An 18,887-nucleotide genomic window follows, 5' to 3' on the forward strand; every position below is an offset into this window, starting at 1 on the left:
GAACTTATGGTCGGTCCGCACGACACCGGTACTGGGCCGATGTCGGCGCCCACCCGCAAAGGAACGGACCGATGAGCACACCCCTGACCAATCCACCCGCCGAGCCCGCGCACCCGATCCACGGCAGCGCCGAGCTGTCGGCGGCCGCGCTCCCGGCGCTCGGCCCCGGCACCCAACCCCGGCCGGATCGCCTCGAATGGCCGTGCCCACTGGACCACCGGCACCGCTACCTGCTCGGTCATCTCTTCGCCGGCCGGCCGGTGCTGTCCGGTGCGGCCTATCTGACGCTGTGGCACGCCGCGGCCCGGGAACTGTCGGGTGCGGGCGAGATCGTCTTGCGCGACATCCGGTTTCGCCAGATGCAGCCGTTGTCCGCGCTCGGCACGGGCACCGTCGACTTGCGCGTGGTGGCGCAGGCCGAGCGGGACGCGTGGCGGTTCCTGGCCGTCGGGCCGGACGACAGCGTGCTCGCGCAGGCCCGCACGGAGGACGCGCCGTCCGGCTACGAGCCGCCGGTGCTGGCCCAGGCGCGGGCCCGGTGCATCCGCTGGCAGGCGGGCGAGCGCTTCTACAACCGGCACTATCTGGCCGGGAACCAGTGGATCGGCGCATTCCGGCGGATCGCCGAAATGTGGTACGGACCAGGCGAAACCGTGGCCCGGATCCGGAGCGCGTCCGCCGAGCACGCGGCGCTCCCGGCGCTGGACGCCTGTCTGCAAACGGTATTCACGCTGCTGCCGACCGCTGCCGACAGCCCGATGATGCTGACCGGGATCGATCGGGTCCGGATCCGGACCGCGACCCCGCGCCCGCAGTGGTGTGTGACGCGCGCGGTGCGCAACAACGACACCGGGTTCGCGGGGGACATCACCGTCTATGACGGAAACGGCACGGCCATCATCGAACTCACCGGCGTGCGGGTGGGTTCGCTGCGGGCCCGGCGCACCGTGGCGCCACCGCCGATCCGGGAGACTCCGCTGCGCGCGTTGCCATCGCATCCGCGTGGCGCCGCGCCGGCCGAACTCCGGCCGGTCGTCAAGGCCGGGCACTCCGAGTTCCGGACAGCTTGGCGCACAGTCGAACTCGGCTCCTACCCGGCGGACGAACCCGGCCGGGTGCTGATCCGGCAGAGCGGAACCCGGATCGATGCGGCGGTGATCGAGGCCCTGCGGCAGGCCGGGCACACCGTGTTCCCGGTGGCGCCGCACGCGAGCGCGGCCGAGATCGAGGCCGATCTCGGACCGGATCAGCAGCTGCGGGCGGTGCTGAACCTGTCGGCGCTCGGTACCGATACCGACGTGAATTCCACTGCCCGGCAAGTGTTGTCGACTGCCGTCGGTTTGTGTGCCGGTGCGCTGGCGACCGCGCGGGCCACGCCGCCCGGTGTCCCGACGATCCTGGTGACCCGCGGTGCGCGCGCGGCCGGGCCCGACCCGCGCTGCGCGGCGCCGTGGCAGGCGGCACTCTGGGGATACGGGCCCGCGCTGGGGCGGGAACAACGCCGCGACGTGGTCCTGGTCGACCTGCCCGAGAACGGCGAAACCACGGTCGCCGAGGCGGCCGCGCTGACGGCCGTCGCGCGCGCCGCGGCGTCCGAGAACCGGCTCGCGCTGCGCCGGAATCGGTGGTGGGCACCACGTCTGGTGCCACTCGACAGTGTCTATCGCCCCGAGCCCGACGCGATCTGTGGTGATATCCGGTCCGGCGTGACCTACCTGATCACCGGCGCGCCCAGTGGGCTCGGCGGCCGCGCCGCGCAATGGCTGGTCGATCGCGGCGCCCGGTCGCTGCTGTTCATCGGCCCCGACGCCGCGGAAGACGCGGTGCCGCACCAGTTGCGGGGCGCCGGCCTGGTGGTGGAACAACACTGCGCCGACATCGCCAACGAACACGCCGTCGCCCGAATTCTGCATACCGCCGATCGCCGGGCCGCCCCGATCGCCGGCGTCGTGCACACCACGCTGTCCCCGCACCCGGCCGCCATCGCGACCGCACCCGCCGACCTGGAACGGACCCTGCGCACCAGGGTCGCCGGCGCCTGGGCCCTGCATCGACTGCTGTCCGCCCGCCCGCTGGACTTCTTCGTCGTGCTGTCGCCGACCCACCCGCGCACCCGGCGCCCGCCCGCCGACGCCGCGGCCGCCGCGTTCCTCGACGCCCTCGCCGACCACCGCCACGCCTCCGGTCTCCCGGCCACGCTGATCAACTGGAGCCCCGCCGGCCACCCCACCCCGGCCCCGCCTCCGGACGCGCACGTCGACCTGGAGAACTATCTGCTGCACCAGATCGCCCGAATGCTCGGCGCCGCAGCCGAAACCCTCGACCGCTACAGCCCCCTCACCAACCTGGGCCTGTCCTCCCTGCACGCCCTCGACCTCATCACCCACCTCCGCCAGGACCACGGCATCGACCTGACCCTGTCCGACCTGCTGGACGCCGCCAGCATCGCCGAACTCGCCCTGCGCCTGCTCACCGGCGCGTCCTGAACCGATCGGCTAGGCGACCTTCGACTCCGGATCGATTGCCGAGGGCCGCAACGGATTGCCCTGCCAGTCGACCTTCACCGGGAGCGGTTCGGCCGTGGTGCACCAGGTGATGAACGCCGCGACGTCGGAGGGATGGATCTCGCCGGGGAGCCCGAAGGCCGGGCACCGATAGCGGCCACTCAGGCCGGGACGGACCGCCCCGCGGAACTCGGAGCCGAGCACCACCAGGTGGCGGGCTTCCTCGGCTTGGTTCAGGGCGTAGTAGAGCAGCATGCGCCGATCGTCGGTCGCGACCGCGAGGGTCGGCGCACCCGGCTGCTGGTAGTTCTCCCAGTCCCGGCGGACCCACCACAGGTATTCGCGATCGCCGACGACGATCTTGCGACGATTCTTCTTGCTGATAGCCATGCCGCAACGCTAGATCGCGGACCGGGTTGGGCGCATTCGGTTTTCGGGGTGGTCAGCGGAAGGCGGGCAGGGTGCGGGCGGCCCAGGCGGCGTAGGGGTGGGGTGCGCGGCCGAGGACCTGTTCGATGTCGGGGCTGATGGTGAGTTCCTCGGGGGTGGGTGCGCCGAGGATGGCCAGGGTGGTGTCGGCGACCTCGGGCGGCATGAACGAGAGCATTTGGGCGCGGGCCTCTTCGGGGGTTTGCTCCACGAATCGCACCGGCTCGCCGAGGAGTTCGCCGAGGACGCGGGCGCGGTCGCGCGGCGACTCCGGTGCGGGGCCGGTCAGGGTGTAGGTCCGGCCGTGGTGGCCCTCGTACAGCAGGGCCGCGGCGGCCATCGCGGCGATGTCCTCCGGGTCGACGAAGGGGATGGCGACGTCGGCGAAGGGAGCGGCGACGACGCGCTCGGCGCGGACCGAGTCGGCCCAGGCGAAGGTGTTGGACTGGAAACCGCTGGGGCGCAAGATGGTCCAGTCCATGCCGGAGTTCTGGGCGGCGAGTTCGATGGCCTTGCCGAGCTGACCGTGCGAGGCGCTGTCGGGCCGGGTGGCCACGCCCTGCGAGGACAGCAGGACGACGTGCCGGACGCCGGAATCCTTCGCGGCCGCGAGGATCGCGGCCGGGTCGGCGGCGTAGGAGGCGGGGGAGAAGAGCAGGAACAGTTTCTCCGCGCCGGCGAAGGGGAGGTCGGCGGCGTCGGTGAGGTCGGCGGCCACGGCCTGCGCGCCGGCCGGGAGGTCGGCGGGCGCGGTGCGGGCCACGGCCGTCACCTTCGCGCCGGCCTCGGCCAGCATCCGCACCAGCGGCTGTCCCACATTTCCGGTTGCTCCGGTTACCACGATCATTGGTCGAGCTCCTTAGTTAGTTGACTGACTAACAAGAAGCTAGCCGATGATCGCGGCGTTGTCTACAGTTAGTTGGGTGACCAACTCAGTGGCCGGTACCAAGCCCGGCAAGCGGGAGCGGCTGATCGAGGCCGCCGTGCGCGTGTTCTACGAACGCGGCGTCGAGAAGACCACCATCGCGGAAATCGCGCGGGTCGCCGACGTCCCGGTCGGCAACGTCTACTACTACTTCAAGACGAAAGACCAGCTCATCGAGGCCGCCATCGGCGCGCACGCCCGCACGCTGGATCAGCTCGTCGCCGAACTCGACCGCCTCGAAACGCCGCAGGAGCGGCTGAAGGCACTCATCGACGGCTGGGTGGGCGAGCGGGAGCTGGCGGCCCGCTACGGCTGCCCGTTCGGTTCGCTGACGGCGGAACTGCACAAGCGCGACGACCCGCTGGAAGGTCGCGCCAGCGAGGTGATGCAGGAACTCGTCGACTGGGCGCGGACCCAGTTCGAAGCCATGGGCCGGCCGGACGCGGCGCGGCTCGCCATCGCGCTGATCGCCTCATATCAGGGTATTTCCTTGCTCACCAATGCCTTTCGCGATCCCGAGCTGATGGTCACCGAGGGGGAGCGACTGCGCGACTGGATCGACTCGCTCTAGCCCCGCACCACCAGAGGCGCGTCCCCGAACCGGGGGCGCGCCTCTTCTGCGTTCGCGGAATTCTCGAAGACACCCTTGCGTTGGATAGATTGTCGATATATCGTCGATAGCGTGAGATACACACGGAAGCCTCAGGAGGCAGACATGGAAAACATCGAAAACAAAGAGTTCGGCCGTCGCGGCCATCGCTGGCACCCCGGCCAAGGAGAATTCGGTCCCGAGCGGGGCATGCACCCCCGGCACGGCCGGCGCGGCGGCTTCGGCCCCGAGTTCGGTCCCGGCGGCTTCGGCCCCGGTTTCGGCCCGCACTTCGGGCGTGGGCGTGGCCGTGGTGGCCGCGGCCGGCGCGGCGACGTGCGAGCGGCGGTCCTGCTGCTGCTCACCGAGCGCCCGATGCACGGCTACGAGCTGATCCAGCAGATCCGCGAACGCAGCGACGACGTCTGGCGTCCGAGCCCGGGCTCCATCTACCCCGCGCTCGCGCAGCTCGAGGACGAGGGCCTGGTGCTCATCGAGAAGGTGGCCGGTCGCAAGACCGCCCAGCTGACCGAGGCCGGCACCACCTACGTCACCGAGCACCGTGAGGACCTGGGCGATCCCTGGGCCGACGTGAAGGGCGATGTGGGCGATCAGGCGATCGACCTGCGCGCGCTGATCGGCCAGCTCATGGGCGCGGCGGCACAGGTCGCGGCGGCCGGAACGCCGGAGCAGGCGACCAAGGCGGCCGAGGTGCTGACCGAGGCGCGGCGGGCGCTCTACCGGATTCTCGCCGAAGACGACAGCCCCGAAAAGTCTTAGGCACGAAACACTCCGCTAGCGCAGGCATTTCACCCGGATTCGTTAAATAATTGGGGTATGGAACAGCCTGAGGGCACGTGGGGTTGGGGTAAGTCACAGATCGGCCGGTTGATGCTGGCCGCCGTCATGGCCGGAGCCGGGTTGATCGGCTCCGGCGCGGCACCCGCCACCGCCGAGCCGGACCCGATTGCCGAAGTATCGATCTATCGTTCGGCGGAGGTGCCGGCGTTTCCCGGTCCGGCCCAGCCGGATCACCTGGCCGCCGCCATCTACCAGAAGACCCACCCGAACGCGGTTCCGGTGGGCGTCAACAACTTCGCCTGCGTCCCGGACCCGGCCCGCCCGCGGCCGGTGGTCCTCGCGCACGGCACCGATTCCAGTGCCTACTCCGACTACTCGGCCATCGGGCCGAAGCTGGTGTCGGCCGGATTCTGTGTCTTCGCGCTGAATTACGGGGGCGTGCCGGGGGCCGGCAGTTACGGGACCGAGGACATGCGGGTCAGCGCCCGCCAGGTCGGCGAATTCGTCGACGCGGTGCTCGCCGCGACAGGTGCGGCCCAGGTCGACCTGATCGGGTTCTCCCAGGGCGCCAATGTCACCCGGTACTGGGTCAATCAGTTCGGCGGGGCGCCCAAGGTCGGGCAGTGGGTCGGCTTGGCCTCGCCCACCTACGGCGGCGTGATGTACGGGCTGGTGCCGGTCGTCGAATCGATCGGAATCCTGGACGTGTTCGTGCGCGTCACCTCGCTGGCGGCGGTGCAGCAGGTGCAGGGCTCGCCGGTGATGACCGAACTCAACGCGGGCGGTGACACCGTGCCCGGGCCGAAGTACGTGACGATCGGCAGCCGGGTAGACGAGATGATCCAGCCGTTCGACAACATCGCGATCCGCGGCCCGAACGCCAGCAACCTGGTCCTGCAGGACCTGTGCCCGAGCAACCTGACCGGGCACTTCCACATGGTCTACGACTCGTTCGTCCAGGAACTGCTGGTCCAGGTGCTGGATCCGGGGAGCCCGGCGCCCGAGTGCCGGGCCGTGCCGCTGGGTACCGGCATCCCGCAGGTGATCATCGCCGGCAATTCCTAGATCCGGGCGGCCGGGCGGAGGGATCTACACCCCGCCCGGACCGCACTGGATTCATACCAGCTCCACGGCCCCGGATCGGGGAGATCCGAGGATTCGGCGGCGCCCAGCGATTCCCCGGGGGTGGTGGTCGGGCGCGGGGCGGCCCCGCGTCCCTCACTAGAATGAGACGACCGCATCCACCAGTTTTCCCGGGAGCCGCCGTGACCATTCAGCCTGTTCGCCTATTCGGCGATCCCATTCTGCGCGCCCGTGCGGCGGAGGTCACCGAATTCGATCGGGAGCTGCGCCAGCTCGTCGAGGACCTGACCGACACCATGTACGACGACGGCGGGGTCGGTATGGCGGCGCCGCAGATCGGCGTGGGGCTGCGGGTCTTCGTCTACGACACCGGCGACGCGCAGGGGCACGTGGTGAACCCGGTCTACACCGTCGAAGGCGACGAGGAACAGGTCGGGCCGGAAGGGTGCCTATCCATTCCGGGGGCGCGCTACGACGTCCGCCGGGCACTGCGGATCCGCGTGTCCGGCGTGGACATGACCGGCAAGCCGGTCGAGTTCGACGCCACCGAGCTGCTCTCGCGCTGCGTGCAGCACGAGAACGACCATCTCGACGGGGTGCTGTTCATCGACCGGCTCGATCCGGGCGACCGCAAGGACGCGATGCGGGGGATCCGGGAATCGGAGTGGTTCACCGCGGGCCTGACCGTCCGCGCCTCGCGCGGCACCGGTGAATCCGGTAAGCCGAACCCGTTCGGGCGGGGTCGCTGATGCGCATCGTCTTCGCGGGCACGCCCGAACCGGCCGTGCCGTCGCTGCGCCGGTTGATCGAGTCGTCCCGGCACGAGGTGGTCGCCGTGGTCACGCGGCCCGACGCCGTCGCCGGTCGCGGTCGCAAGGTCAAGCGGTCGCCGGTGGGGCAGCTGGCCGACGAGCACGGTATCCCCGTGCTCACTCCGCGCCGCCCGGCCGAACCCGAATTCATCGATCAGCTCACCGAATTGGCGCCCGACTGCTGTCCCGTCGTCGCCTACGGTGCCCTGCTGCCGCAGCGGGTGCTCGACATTCCCCGCTACGGCTGGATCAACCTGCACTTCTCGCTGCTGCCCGCCTGGCGTGGCGCGGCACCGGTGCAGGCGGCCATCGACGCCGGTGACGAGTTCACCGGCGCCTCTACTTTCCAGATCGAAGCGGGCCTGGACACCGGGCCCGTCTTCGGCGTGGTGACCGAGAAGATCCGGGTCACCGATACCGCGGGCATTCTGCTGGAGCGGCTCGCCGACAGTGGCGCGCACCTGCTCGAAACCACCCTCGACGGTGTGGAAGACGGCGCGCTGCAAGCGATTCCGCAGCCCACCGAGGGGGTGTCGCACGCGCCGAAGGTGGTCGCCGAGGATGGGCACGTGCGCTGGGACAGCCCGGCGCTGAACATCAGCCGGCGCATCCGCGCCGTCACCCCCGCGCCCGGCGCCTGGACCGAGATCGGCGGCGTCCGTCTCAAACTCGGCCCCGTCGAGATGGTCGAGGAGGAACTCCCCCTGCGCACCATCGAGGTCCGCAAGACCGGCGTCTTCATCGGCACCGCCACCACCGCCCTGCGCCTGGACCAGGTCCAGCCCCAGGGCAAACGCATGATGGCGGCCCTGGACTGGGCCCGCGGCGCCCGCCTCGAGCCCGGCGCGGTGGTCGAATGAGGACGGCGAACAACGGCGTAACCGGTCCGGCCGAGCGGCGACTCGGTGCGGGCAGCGGAAACCGGCGAGCCGCATCCGCGGCCGCGGCACGGACGAGCGGCAGCGAGGTGCGTGCATGAGCGCGGAAGACAGGCGTCGGCGAATCGCCGCGCAGCGTGGAACCGACGCGGGCGCGGCACCCCAGCGGCCGGCGAAAAAGGGCGCACCCCAGTCGAATTCGACCGGTGACGCGGCCCCGCGCCGCGACGACCGCCCCCGCAAACCCGCCGGGCGCAAGCCGACCGCGGGCGCGATCGACAGCGGCTGGCTCTCCCGCGCCCAGAACCCGAAGCGCGCGGCCGCCCGGGACGACGGGACGACCCCGGCCCGCCGCCAAGCGCCCCGCGAGTACGACAGCGGCACCCGCACCGACGACCGCCGCGGTGACGCGCCCCGGAGTCGGCCGGAGCGGCGGGACGTGACGTCGGCGCGCACCGGTGGCGCGGATAGCGCTGCCGATCGCGGTGCCCGGGAACGTTCCGGGCGGAACCAGGCTTCGGACGACTCCCGTCGCGCCGGTGCCACCGGCCGAGCGTCGTCCGGACGCGGGCCTTCGGCAGGTGACTCCGGCAGCGGAATCGTGGCAGGCGGCGATCGGCCGCACAACGGTCATCGGGCCGTTTCCGGCGAGGGAACCGCGACGGCCGACGGCGCGAGCGGATCTGTGTCGCGTGGCGATCGCTCGGCGGGTGCCGGGCGGGCGGGCTCGGCGCAGGGGAGTGGATCGGGGCGGTCGAAGCCGGAACGGGCGTCGGAGGGCGGTGCGCGGAAGAAGACCGGTGCGCCTAAGAATCGGCCTGCTGGTGGGTCAGCCAAAGGTGGTGCCGCCAAGGGCGGTGCGGCGCAGCCGGATCGGGGTAAGGCGCGTAAGCCGGAGGTGGGGGATCCGGTGCGGTTGGTGGCGCGGGATGTGCTGCGGGCGGTGCGGGAGCGGGACGCGTACGCGAATCTCGTGTTGCCGGGACTGCTTCGGGAGCGCAACATCTCCGGGCGGGACGCGGCGCTGGCGACGGAGCTCGCCTATGGGGCGTGTCGTTCGCTCGGGCTGCTGGACGCGGTGATCGCGGCCGGGGCCGGGCGGCCGGTGGCCGAGGTCGATGGTCCGCTGCTGGATGTGTTGCGGCTGGGCGTGTATCAGCTGTTGCGGACGCGGATCGGTGCGCACGCGGCGGTGGATACCTCGGTCGCGCTGGCGCGCGGCGAATTCGGGCAGAGCAAGGCCGGGTTCGTGAACGCGGTGCTGCGGCGCGCGGGCGAGAAGACCCCCGAGCAGTGGGTGGAAGAACTGGCCCCGCAGGATCCGGTGGGCCGCTTGGCTTTCGAGTTCGCGCATCCGGTGTGGATCGCGCAGGCGTTCGCGGACGCGCTCGGGGTGCGGGCCGCGGAACTGCGCGACGCGCTCGAGGCCGACGATGCCCGGCCGCTGGTGCACCTGGTCGCACGACCCGGTGAGATCTCCGCCGAAGAACTCGCGCTCGTTACCGGTGGCACCGAAGGCAAGTGGTCGCCGTACGCGGTCTACCTCGACGGCGGCGACCCGGGCAAGCTCGAGCCGGTGCGGGACGGTCTGGCGAGTGTGCAGGACGAGGGCAGCCAGCTGGTCGCGCTCAGCCTGACCCGCGCTCCGCTGGAAGGTCCCGACGGCGGCCGCTGGCTCGACCTGTGCGCCGGCCCCGGCGGCAAGGCGGCACTGCTCGGCGCGCTCGCCGCGATCGACCAGTTCCACGTCGACGCGGTCGAACCCGCCGAGCACCGCGCCGAACTGGTCCGCAAGTCCACCAAGGGGCTGCCGGTCGAGGTGCACGTCGTCGACGGCCGCGACAGCGGACTGACCCCCGGCTACGACCGCGTCCTGGTCGACGCGCCGTGCACCGGCCTCGGTGCGCTGCGCCGCCGCCCGGAGGCGCGCTGGCGGCGCACACCCTCCGACGTCCGCGAACTGGTACTGCTCCAGCGCGAATTGCTCGCCGCCGCGTGGGAACTGGTCCGTCCGGGCGGCGTCGTCGTCTACTCGACCTGCTCCCCGCACCTGCCGGAAACGGTCTCCGTCGTCGGCGATTTCGTCCGCCGCTCCGGCGCCGAGCAACTCGACACCCGCGACCTGCTCCCGGGCGTCACCGACATCGGCGACGGCCCGGGCGCGCAACTCTGGCCGCACCGCCACGGCACCGACGCCATGTTCTTGGCCGCTCTGCGTAAACCGCTGTAGCAGAAGATAATCGACCCCGACTGAGGTCGGTCTTGTGGGCGGCCCCGCGCCGAGGGGCCGCCCACACTGCTGCCGCCGCCCGCACTGCCGTCACCGAGGCCAGCGGAAAGGGAGCTGGGCTGGAGCAGTCCGAGCGGTTCCAAATGTCCAAGCCGGACGCCCGCCGACGGGGCAAACTGGCAGGTATGGCTATCACCTGGAAAGGCGTCGTCGAGCTGGCGACCGATCTGCCGGGCGTGGAGGAGTCCACGTGGTGGCGCAGTCCGGCGCTGAAGGTGGGGAAGAAGGGGTTCGCGCGGCTGCGGGACGAGGTCGAGGGCGGGCTGGTGTTGCAGTGCGAGATGGTGGAGAAGGAGGCGCTGTTGGCCTCGGGTGATCCGGCCTTCTACACCACCCCGCACTACGACGGGTATCCGTACATCCTGATCGACCTGGATCGCGTCGAGCGCGATCAGCTGCGCGAACTGCTCGACGCGGCCTGGTGGCTGGCTGCGCCCGCGAAACTGCGCAAGCAGCGCAAGCAGCAGCCGGGGTGATTACTCGCGTTCGGACAGTTCCCGCAGGCGGGCCAGGGTTTTGGTGAGGATGCGCGAGACGTGCATCTGCGAGATGCCCATCTGCTTCGCGATCTGGGTCTGGGTCATCGACTCGAAGAACCGCATGGTCAGGATCCGGCGTTCCCGCTCGGGCAGGCCGGCCAGCAGCGGTCTGATCGCCACGTACTCCTCGACCCGCTCGAACTGACCCTCCTCCTCGCCGAGGGTGTCGAGCAGCGACGCGTCGGTGTCGCGGCCGAGCGAGGCGGCGTCGATCGAACTCGGCTGGTAGGCATTGCCGGCGATGACCGCCTGGGTGACCTCGTCCGGATCGACATCGAGATGCGCGGCGATCTCCTTGGCCGTGGGGGAGCGCCCCAGGGTCTGGGAGAGCGCGTCGATGGCGGAGCCGATGCGCAGATGAGTTTCCTTGACACGCCGCGGAACTCGCATCGCCCAGGTGTTGTCGCGGAAGTAGCGCCGGACCTCGCCCATGATGGTCGGCACCGCGAAGGACAGGAAGTTGGAGCCGCGGGCGGGATCGAAGCGGTCCACCGCGTGCACCAGCCCGACCCGCGCGACCTGGGTGAGGTCGTCGAAAGGTTCACCGCGCCCGCTGAATTTGCGCGCGATGTGGTCGGCGAGCGGGATGCAGCGGCTGATCAGCTCGTCGCGCAGCGCGGTGTACTTCGCGGACCCCGGGGCGGCGGCGGCGAGCCGCTCGAACAGCGCGCCGAGATCGTCGTACCCGGAGGACGAGCCGACCTCCTCGACGGTTTCGGCGTCCTCCTCGGCTTCCGCGGGAACCGCTTCGGCTTCCGCACTCGCAGTACTGGGCTCGGATTCGGGCGTTTCGCTGGGGGCCGCCTCGGCTTCCTTGCGCTCCGGATCGAACACAGTCTCGTCTTCCGCCACTACGCCTTCCCCCGGACGCGACGGAATTCGACCGTCGTGGGGTATCCGGAAGCCGCGGAGTCGAAGGGATCCTGTGTCGCCTGCACCGAATCGGTGAGGGTGCGCAGCACATGCCACCCGAAACTGCGCTGGTCCGGCAAGCCCTCGTTGCCCGCGATCCCGCTGACGTGCACCAGCAACTCGGTCTCACCGATGGTGAACCGGCAGGTCAGGCTGGACCCGGGCTTCGCGACCGCGATCAGCGTGGAACACACCTCGTCGACGGCCAACCGGATGTCGGCGACCTCGTCGAGCGTGAATTCGCTGAGTAGCACGAGAGTTTCGGCGAGCCCGCGCACGATGGGCAGCTGTGTGACCGATGCGGCCACCCGAATCTCCACCGGGGAGCTGGTCCCCTGTTCCGCCGAAATATTGATCACCCTGTCAAGGCTACCCATTGCGGCGCCCCGCAATCATCGTTTGCCTGGTGAGAGGGGACAGTCACGGCGTGTGGGCGGTGCTCGGTAGACTCCGGCGTTGTGTCCACACCGACGTTTTCGCGACCGGCTCAGCCGATGATCGCCCCGTCCATCCTCTCCGCCGACTTCGCTCGTCTCGCGGACGAGACCGCGGCCGTCGCGACCGCCGACTGGCTGCACGTCGATGTGATGGACGCGCACTTCGTGCCGAATCTGACGCTGGGCCTGCCGGTGGTGCAGAGTCTGCTGAAGGCGACCGACATTCCGCTGGATTGCCATCTGATGATCGAGGATCCGGGCCGTTGGGCGCCGCCGTACGCGGAGGCGGGCGCACACAACGTCACCTTCCACGCGGAGGCGACCGAGGATCCGGTGGCGGTGGCGCGCGATATCCGCGCGGCCGGCGCCAAGGCCGGCCTGTCGGTGAAGCCGAACACGCCGATCGAGCCGTACCTGGAGATCCTGAAGAGCTTCGACACGCTGCTGGTGATGAGCGTGGAGCCGGGATTCGGTGGGCAGTCGTTCATCGCGAGCGTGCTGGAAAAGGCCCGGATCGTGCGCAACCTGGTGGATTCGGGTGAGCTGCGGCTGCTGGTGGAGATCGACGGCGGCATCAACGCCGACACCATCGAGCAGGCGGCGGAGGCCGGAATCGACTGCTTCGTCGCGGGATCGGCGGTCTACAACACGGCCGACCCCGGTGCCACGGTGGAGAAGCTGCGGCGGCAGGCCGCCGAGCACTGGCTCTGATCGCCTCGGGCGCTGCGGAATTCAGCGCCCGACCAGGTAAAGCTCAGTTGTAGTGCGGTTTCCGGCGGCTGCCGAGGGCCGCCTCGATGACGGCGGTGATCGGCGGCAGGGCGGTCGCGTTCTCGGGCTGCTGCACCCAGACGCGGTGCCCGGTGCGCTCGTCCTCGAAGGAGGGCAGCACCACCTGGGTGCCGGTGCAGGCGACCGTCGCGTAGAGCCGGAAGAGTTCGGCCGAGACGTGCGCGGTGAGCGCCTCCGAGGCGGGCCCGGTGATGAAGGTCCACCGTTCGGCGCGCGGGTGGTGCACGACCGGCGCGGCCAGCTGTGCGGCGGTGAGCTGCTGCTGCACCTGCTCACCCAGCGCGGCCGGCATGGTGACGGCGCCGTACTCCTGGCCGATGTGCAAGAGGATGTGCCGCGAGGCCGGGTCGATCGCGGCGGGCATCTGGAACTCGCGGCGGTACTGCCCGCAGCGAACTTCTAGCGTCGCATCGAGAAGAGTAGTCACGCAGCACCCCCGTTGAGTGGTGGATTAACCATGAAGGATCCGCTTCCAACTGCTGGTAGAAGGCCGTTCGTTGCCGGCTGGCTAACGCAATTCGAACGGTCGGAGTCATGTACATAACAATCTTGCATCCATTTCCGTTCGGATGCAAGGGAAATGTGTAGGTGTGTTTTCTGCTGGGTAGCAGCAAGATTCGGCACTCCGGGCAAATAGTCTTGATTCATTCGTAATGCGCGGAAATTCTGGGCAGTCTGTTTATCTCGCCGTGGTAAACGCCCGGCAATTTCGTATCGGTGTACAGAAACCGACGGTGCTTGCCGGTCACGCGGTCGGTTCCGGCGCCGCGGCGCCCGGGCCGGAACCACGCTGCCGCGCTACGACGGGGCGTCGTTACCCTGGGGGCGAGCGCGGGAATAGCAGCCACGCCCAGCTTGTTCCGCCCACCGACACACGAACGCGACCAGGGGAGTGCACCCATGTTCACAGGCATCGTCGAGGAGCTCGGCGAGATCGTCGCCACCGAGCCGCTGGCCGACGCCGCGCGCCTGACCATCCGGGGCAAGCTCGTCACCTCCGATGCCGGGCACGGCGACTCCATCGCGGTCAACGGCGTCTGCCTGACCGTCGTCGACGTGGTCGACGGCGACAGCTTCACCGTCGATGTGATGCAGGAGACGCTGAACCGCTCCAGCATCGGCGGCCTCGGCGCCGGCGCGCGGGTCAACCTGGAGCGCGCCGCCGCCCTGAACAGCCGCCTCGGCGGGCACCTGGTGCAGGGCCACGTCGACGGCACCGGCACCGTGCTGGCCCGCACGCCCTCGGAGAACTGGGAGGTGGTGCGCATCTCACTGCCCGACCCGATCGCCAAGTACGTGGTGGAGAAGGGCTCGATCACCCTCGACGGCATCTCGCTCACCGTCTCCGGCCTCGGCCGCGACGACGCGCCCGCCGCCGACGGCACTCGGGACTGGTTCGAGGTCTCGCTCATCCCGACCACGCTGTCGCTGACCAATCTCGGCACCGCCGCCGTCGGCACCACCGTGAACCTCGAGGTCGACGTGATCGCCAAGTACGTCGAGCGGCTGCAGCAGCGCGGCTGACCGGCCTCGGGGGCGGAGGCGCACCCCGAAGGCCTTAATGTAGTGAGGCAAGGTGCTCGGCCGCGCCGGACACTTCTTTCGATATGGAGCACAGCTGACGTGACCAGGTTCGACACCATCGAGCGCGCAGTCGCCGACATCGCCGCTGGTAAGGCCGTCGTCGTCGTCGACGACGAGGACCGTGAGAACGAGGGCGACCTCATCTTCGCGGCGGAGAAGGCCACCCCCGAGCTGGTCGCCTTCATGATTCGCTACACCTCCGGCTACATCTGCGTGCCGCTCATCGGTGACGACTGCGACCGCCTCGGCCTGCCGCCGATGTACGCGCAGAACCAGGACAAGCACGGCACCGCCTACACCGTGTCGGTCGACGCGCGCGAGGGCATCACCACCGGCATCTCCGGCGCCGACCGCGCCACCACCATGCGCCTGCTCGCCGACCCGGACGCCAAGGCCGACGACCTGACCCGCCCCGGTCACGTGGTCCCGCTGCGCGCCAAGGACGGCGGCGTGCTGCGCCGCCCCGGTCACACCGAGGCCGCCGTCGACCTGTCCCGGATGGCGGGCCTGCGCCCGGCCGGTGTCATCTGCGAGATCGTCAGCCAGAAGGACGAGGGCCACATGGCCCGCACCGAGGAGCTACGCATCTTCGCCGACGAGCATGATCTGGCGCTGATCTCCATCGCCGACATGATCGCCTGGCGGCGCAAGCACGAGAAGCAGGTCGTCCGGGTCGCCGAGGCGCGCATCCCCACCGCGCACGGTGAGTTCCTGGCGGTCGGCTACCAGAGCATCTACGACGACGTCGAGCATGTCGCGCTGGTCCGTGGCGATATCAGCGACGGCGAGGACGTGCTGGTGCGCGTGCACTCGGAGTGCCTCACCGGTGACGTGTTCGGTTCGCTGCGCTGCGACTGCGGCCCGCAGCTGGACGCCGCGCTGGAAATGGTGGCCGCCGAGGGCCGGGGCGTGGTGCTGTACATGCGTGGCCACGAGGGCCGCGGCATCGGCCTGATGCACAAGCTGCAGGCCTACCAGCTCCAGGATTCCGGCCGCGACACCGTCGACGCCAATCTCGATCTCGGCCTGCCCGCCGACGCCCGCGACTACGGCACCGGCGCGCAGATCCTGGTCGATCTCGGCATCCGGTCCATGCGCCTGCTCACCAACAACCCGGCCAAGCGCGTCGGCCTGGACGGCTACGGCCTGCGGATCACCGACCGGGTCCCGATGCCGTTGCGCGCCAACGCCGAGAACCTCCGCTACCTGCGCACCAAGCGGGACCGGATGGGTCATGACCTGATCGGGCTGGACGAGTTCGACCTCGGCGAGACGGCACAGTGACTTTCCCGAAGGGCGGAAATCGATGAGCGGCACGGGCGTACCCAGCTTCGAGCTGTCGGATGCCAAGGACCTCAAGCTCGGCATCGTGGCCTCGCGCTGGCACACCACGATCTGCGACACCCTGGTGGCGAACGCCGAGCGGGTGGCCAAGGAGGCGGGCGTGCGGCACGTGACCACGGTCCGCTGCGCGGGCGCGATGGAATTGCCGGTCGTCGCGCAGGAATTGGCGCGCACCCATGACGCGGTGGTCGCGCTCGGCGTCGTGATCCGCGGCGGCACACCGCATTTCGAGTACGTGTGTGACGCGGTCACCGCCGGTCTGACCCGGGTCTCGCTGGACGCGGCGACCCCGGTCACCAACGGCGTGCTCACCACCAACACCGAGGAGCAGGCCCTGGACCGGGCCGGGCTGCCCGGTTCGGCCGAGGACAAGGGCGAGCAGGCCGCAAAGGCGGCGCTGGACGCCGCGCTCACCCTGCGCGCGCTGCGAGAGTCGTTCTGACCGATGCCTGTCGAGCGAATCCGGCGCCGTGATCAGCCGGTCGCGGATGCCGCGGCATGGGACCTCGAGGTGCGGCCGCGCCGCGCGGTCCGCACCGCCTGGATTTCCGCGAGCCTGATCTTCGCGGTCTTCACCATCGGCGGCATCTGGCTGCGGTCCGGTTCCACCGGCGTCAACTTCCGGGTCGTGGACCAGTTCGCGATGATCGGCGTCGGCCTGCTCATCGCCGCCGGCATCCTGACCCTGACCCGCCCGCGACTGCGGGTCGGGCCGCAGGGCGTCTCGGTCCGGAACATCCTCGGCGACAACCTCTTCGCCTGGCGGCACATTCGCGGCGTCTCGTTCCTGCCCGGCAAGTCCTGGGCCCGCCTGGAACTCGCCGACGACGAATACGTCCCGCTGCTGGCGATCCGGTCCAACGACAAGTCCCGTGCCGCGGACGCGATGGATCATCTGCGCGAGCTCGGCGCGAAGTACACCGCGGACCAGACCCCGGAGTAGTCCCGGCCGGCAACCGGCCGGGACGCCCCGATCAGCGCGTATCGCCGTAGACGGCTCCCTCACGGCGCGGGTCGGCGCCGCCGACCCAGCCGTTACCCGGGTCGAGTCGCAGTGCGCTCAGACCACTGACCTGTGGCGCCACCGAGACCTGATGGCCCAGCTCCCGCAGGCGGATGACCAGCGGATCGTTGTCGCCCTTGTTCGCGGCGTTGATCGCGGGATGCTCGCCGCCGATCCCGGTGGCCGGGGCGTTGCCCGCGCCGAAGGAGACCGCGGAGACCGCCTGCTGCGGGTCCAGGCCCCAATCCAGCAGGCCGACCAGTGTTTTGACGACGAACTGGATGATCACCGAGCCGCCGGGGGAGCCGGTGACGTGGGTGAGCGCGCCGCGGGTGCCGTCGGCCGCGCGATCGAAGACCAGCGTGGGCGCCATCGAGCTGCGCGGGCGCTTGTTCGGCTGGATGCGATTGGCCACCGGCGCGCCGTCGGTGCCGAGCGGATCGGCGGCGAAGTCGGTGAGCTGGTTGTTCAGGACGAATCCGTCGACGACGTGGAAGGAACCGAAGGCGGATTCGACCGTGGTGGTCAGCGCCGCGGCATTGCCGTACTTGTCGACCACCGAGATGTGGCTGGTGCCGTGCTCGGGCGGCTGCTGGCCGACACCGAGCGGGACCGGGCCGAAATCACCGGGCTGGGCGGTGCCCATGCTGCGGGCCGGATTGATCAGCCCGGCGCGCTGCTTCAGGTAGTTCTTGTCGATCAGGGTCTGCATCGAACCGCCGGGCAGCGGGATGAAGTCCTCGTCGGCCACGTACTTGTTGCGGTCGGCGTAGGCGAGCCGTTCGGCCTCCGAGATCAGGTGCACCGCTTCGGCTTTCGGCTTGCCGCCGTTGGCGTCGAGATTCTCCGGCTTCAGTCCGGACAGGTCGAAGTTCTCCAGGATGCCCAGTGTCGCGGCGACCGTGCTGCCGCCGGAGGAGGGCGCGGGCATGCCGCAGATCTCGTGCGCGCGGTATCCCGAGCACAGCGCGGTGCGCTTCTTGGGCTGGTATCCGGCGAGATCGGCCAGGGTGATCTGGCCGCCGGTGCGCCCGCCGGTGGTGGCGGCCGCGGCGTCGACGATCGCCTGCGCGACCGCCCCGGTGTAGAACGCGTCCGCGCCGTCGGTGGCGATGGCGCTCAACGTCTTCGACATCCCGGGGTTGGTCAGCAGGGTATTGACCTTCTTCGCCGACCCGTCGGGGTTCAGGAAGTACGCCTTGGCCGCCTCGTCGACGGCCAGATCCTTGGCCGACTCCGCGATCTGCCCGGCCAGCCGGGGGCTGATCTCGAAGCCGCGGTCCGCCAGCCCGATCGCCGGATCGAACAGCTCGCGCCAGCCGGTCTTGCCGTGCTCGCGGTGCGCCATTTCCAGCATCCGCAGGATCCCGGGCACACCGATGGAGCGTCCGCTGGCCCGGGTGCTGGGCTTGGGCTCGGTGCGATCGGTGTCGCTGACCCACCGCAGATAGTTCTCGGTGGCCGCGGCCGGCGCGACCTCGCGCCCGTCGTAGGCCTCGACGTTCTTGCTCGCCGCGTCGTAGTAGAGCAGGAACCCGCCGCCGCCGATGCCGGAGGCCTGGGGCTCCACCAGCCCGAGCACCGCCTGCGCGGCGATCAGCGCGTCCGCGGCCGTGCCGCCCTTGTCCAGCACCTCGCACGCGGCCCTGGTGGAGATCGGATTGGCCGTCGATACCGCGTAGGTCTTGGTCTTCACGGCTTTCATGCCGGAGCGGTATCCGGACGCGATCTCCGGATTCGTCGCGATATTGGTTGTCGCGGCGCTCGTTCCGGCGGCCGCCGTCACCGGCGTCCCGTTCGCGCTTTCCCCGCAGGCCCCGCCGGCCTGCTGGTCATCGCCAGAACATCCGGTGACGATCCCGACTACGAGCGTCAACGCCGCGCCAGCGCCAACCCACTTTCCGCGTGTGCGCTTCATGCACGGACTTTAACGCCGATCATCGGCAGCCGCCCGGGATCGGAACG

General features: G+C 70.2%; 19 protein-coding genes. 13 read left to right on the forward strand and 6 right to left on the reverse strand.

Annotation, left to right across the window (positions count from 1 at the left end; translation table 11 throughout):
• The first annotated feature begins 71 nt into the window (after window positions 1-71).
• Entirely contained in the window at window positions 72-2,486 is a 2,415-nt protein-coding gene (locus AB0H76_RS07995) for a KR domain-containing protein (RefSeq protein WP_357318982.1), read from the forward strand.
• A 9-nt stretch (window positions 2,487-2,495) separates the two neighbouring features.
• Here AB0H76_RS07995 and AB0H76_RS08000 read toward each other — a convergent pair whose 3' ends face one another.
• Both AB0H76_RS08000 and AB0H76_RS08005 read right to left on the reverse strand, forming a co-directional pair.
• Window positions 2,496-2,894 carry a hypothetical protein gene (locus AB0H76_RS08000; protein ID WP_357318985.1) on the reverse strand — a complete coding sequence of 133 codons (399 nt, stop codon included), beginning with the start codon at window positions 2,892-2,894 and terminating at the stop codon, window positions 2,496-2,498.
• A 52-nt stretch (window positions 2,895-2,946) separates the two neighbouring features.
• Entirely contained in the window at window positions 2,947-3,780 is an 834-nt protein-coding gene (locus tag AB0H76_RS08005) for an NAD(P)H-binding protein (RefSeq protein ID WP_357318987.1), read from the reverse strand.
• 76 nt (window positions 3,781-3,856) lie between these two features.
• Here AB0H76_RS08005 and AB0H76_RS08010 point away from each other — a divergent pair, with 76 nt between their 5' ends.
• The 7 genes from AB0H76_RS08010 to AB0H76_RS08040 all read left to right on the forward strand — a co-directional run bounded on the left by AB0H76_RS08010 (window position 3,857) and on the right by AB0H76_RS08040 (window position 10,787).
• Window positions 3,857-4,429, forward strand: coding sequence for a TetR/AcrR family transcriptional regulator (locus tag AB0H76_RS08010; protein ID WP_357318990.1), 573 nt, complete (start codon window positions 3,857-3,859; stop codon window positions 4,427-4,429).
• Window positions 4,430-4,573: 144 nt separating this feature from the next.
• The gene (locus AB0H76_RS08015) at window positions 4,574-5,227 is read left to right on the forward strand and encodes a PadR family transcriptional regulator (RefSeq protein ID WP_357318992.1); all 654 of its coding nucleotides are present in this window, start codon (window positions 4,574-4,576) and stop codon (window positions 5,225-5,227) included.
• A gap of 57 nt (window positions 5,228-5,284) precedes the next feature.
• Window positions 5,285-6,313: an alpha/beta fold hydrolase gene (locus tag AB0H76_RS08020; RefSeq protein WP_357318995.1), complete on the forward strand. Its 1,029-nt coding sequence runs from the start codon at window positions 5,285-5,287 to the stop codon at window positions 6,311-6,313.
• A 200-nt stretch (window positions 6,314-6,513) separates the two neighbouring features.
• Window positions 6,514-7,080, forward strand: a complete 567-nt coding sequence (gene def / locus AB0H76_RS08025; protein ID WP_357318998.1) for a peptide deformylase — start codon at window positions 6,514-6,516, stop codon at window positions 7,078-7,080.
• A complete protein-coding gene (gene fmt, locus AB0H76_RS08030) occupies window positions 7,080-8,003 on the forward strand; it encodes a methionyl-tRNA formyltransferase (RefSeq protein ID WP_357319001.1) in 924 nt (307 codons plus the stop codon). The genes def and fmt overlap by 1 nt, the downstream gene beginning before the upstream one ends.
• Window positions 8,004-8,706: 703 nt before the next feature.
• Window positions 8,707-10,251, forward strand: a complete 1,545-nt coding sequence (locus AB0H76_RS08035; protein WP_357320507.1) for a transcription antitermination factor NusB — start codon at window positions 8,707-8,709, stop codon at window positions 10,249-10,251.
• Between the two features lie 185 nt (window positions 10,252-10,436).
• On the forward strand, window positions 10,437-10,787 hold the full coding sequence (locus AB0H76_RS08040; protein WP_357319004.1) for an MmcQ/YjbR family DNA-binding protein: 351 nt from the start codon (window positions 10,437-10,439) through the stop codon (window positions 10,785-10,787).
• On the opposite strand, the gene AB0H76_RS08045 is transcribed toward AB0H76_RS08040, so the two are convergent.
• Complete coding sequence (locus tag AB0H76_RS08045; protein ID WP_357319007.1) at window positions 10,788-11,702, reverse strand: RNA polymerase sigma factor SigF; 915 nt, start codon at window positions 11,700-11,702, stop codon at window positions 10,788-10,790. It lies immediately after the preceding gene.
• Window positions 11,702-12,121, reverse strand: coding sequence for an anti-sigma factor (locus AB0H76_RS08050; RefSeq protein ID WP_357319010.1), 420 nt, complete (start codon window positions 12,119-12,121; stop codon window positions 11,702-11,704). Before AB0H76_RS08050 ends, AB0H76_RS08045 begins: the two co-directional genes overlap by 1 nt.
• A gap of 135 nt (window positions 12,122-12,256) precedes the next feature.
• On the opposite strand from AB0H76_RS08050, the gene rpe reads away from it, so the two are divergent.
• Window positions 12,257-12,910, forward strand: a complete 654-nt coding sequence (gene rpe / locus AB0H76_RS08055; protein ID WP_357320510.1) for a ribulose-phosphate 3-epimerase — start codon at window positions 12,257-12,259, stop codon at window positions 12,908-12,910.
• 43 nt (window positions 12,911-12,953) lie between these two features.
• On the opposite strand, the gene AB0H76_RS08060 is transcribed toward rpe, so the two are convergent.
• Entirely contained in the window at window positions 12,954-13,418 is a 465-nt protein-coding gene (locus AB0H76_RS08060) for a hypothetical protein (RefSeq protein WP_357319013.1), read from the reverse strand.
• Window positions 13,419-13,891: 473 nt separating this feature from the next.
• On the opposite strand from AB0H76_RS08060, the gene AB0H76_RS08065 reads away from it, so the two are divergent.
• The 4 genes from AB0H76_RS08065 (at window position 13,892) to AB0H76_RS08080 (ending at window position 16,862) form a co-directional block, all read left to right on the forward strand.
• On the forward strand, window positions 13,892-14,515 hold the full coding sequence (locus AB0H76_RS08065; protein WP_357319016.1) for a riboflavin synthase: 624 nt from the start codon (window positions 13,892-13,894) through the stop codon (window positions 14,513-14,515).
• 99 nt (window positions 14,516-14,614) lie between these two features.
• A complete protein-coding gene (locus tag AB0H76_RS08070; RefSeq protein WP_357319019.1) occupies window positions 14,615-15,859 on the forward strand; it encodes a bifunctional 3,4-dihydroxy-2-butanone-4-phosphate synthase/GTP cyclohydrolase II in 1,245 nt (414 codons plus the stop codon).
• Between the two features lie 22 nt (window positions 15,860-15,881).
• On the forward strand, window positions 15,882-16,361 hold the full coding sequence (ribH, locus tag AB0H76_RS08075) for a 6,7-dimethyl-8-ribityllumazine synthase (protein WP_357319022.1): 480 nt from the start codon (window positions 15,882-15,884) through the stop codon (window positions 16,359-16,361).
• 3 nt (window positions 16,362-16,364) lie between these two features.
• Window positions 16,365-16,862, forward strand: coding sequence for a PH domain-containing protein (locus tag AB0H76_RS08080; protein WP_357319025.1), 498 nt, complete (start codon window positions 16,365-16,367; stop codon window positions 16,860-16,862).
• Between the two features lie 31 nt (window positions 16,863-16,893).
• Here the strand turns inward: AB0H76_RS08080 and AB0H76_RS08085 are convergent, their stop codons facing one another.
• Window positions 16,894-18,840, reverse strand: a complete 1,947-nt coding sequence (locus AB0H76_RS08085; protein WP_357319028.1) for a gamma-glutamyltransferase family protein — start codon at window positions 18,838-18,840, stop codon at window positions 16,894-16,896.
• Window positions 18,841-18,887 lie beyond the last annotated feature (47 nt).

The organism is Nocardia sp. NPDC050712, from assembly GCF_040654295.1.
Lineage (GTDB): Bacteria > Actinomycetota > Actinomycetes > Mycobacteriales > Mycobacteriaceae > Nocardia.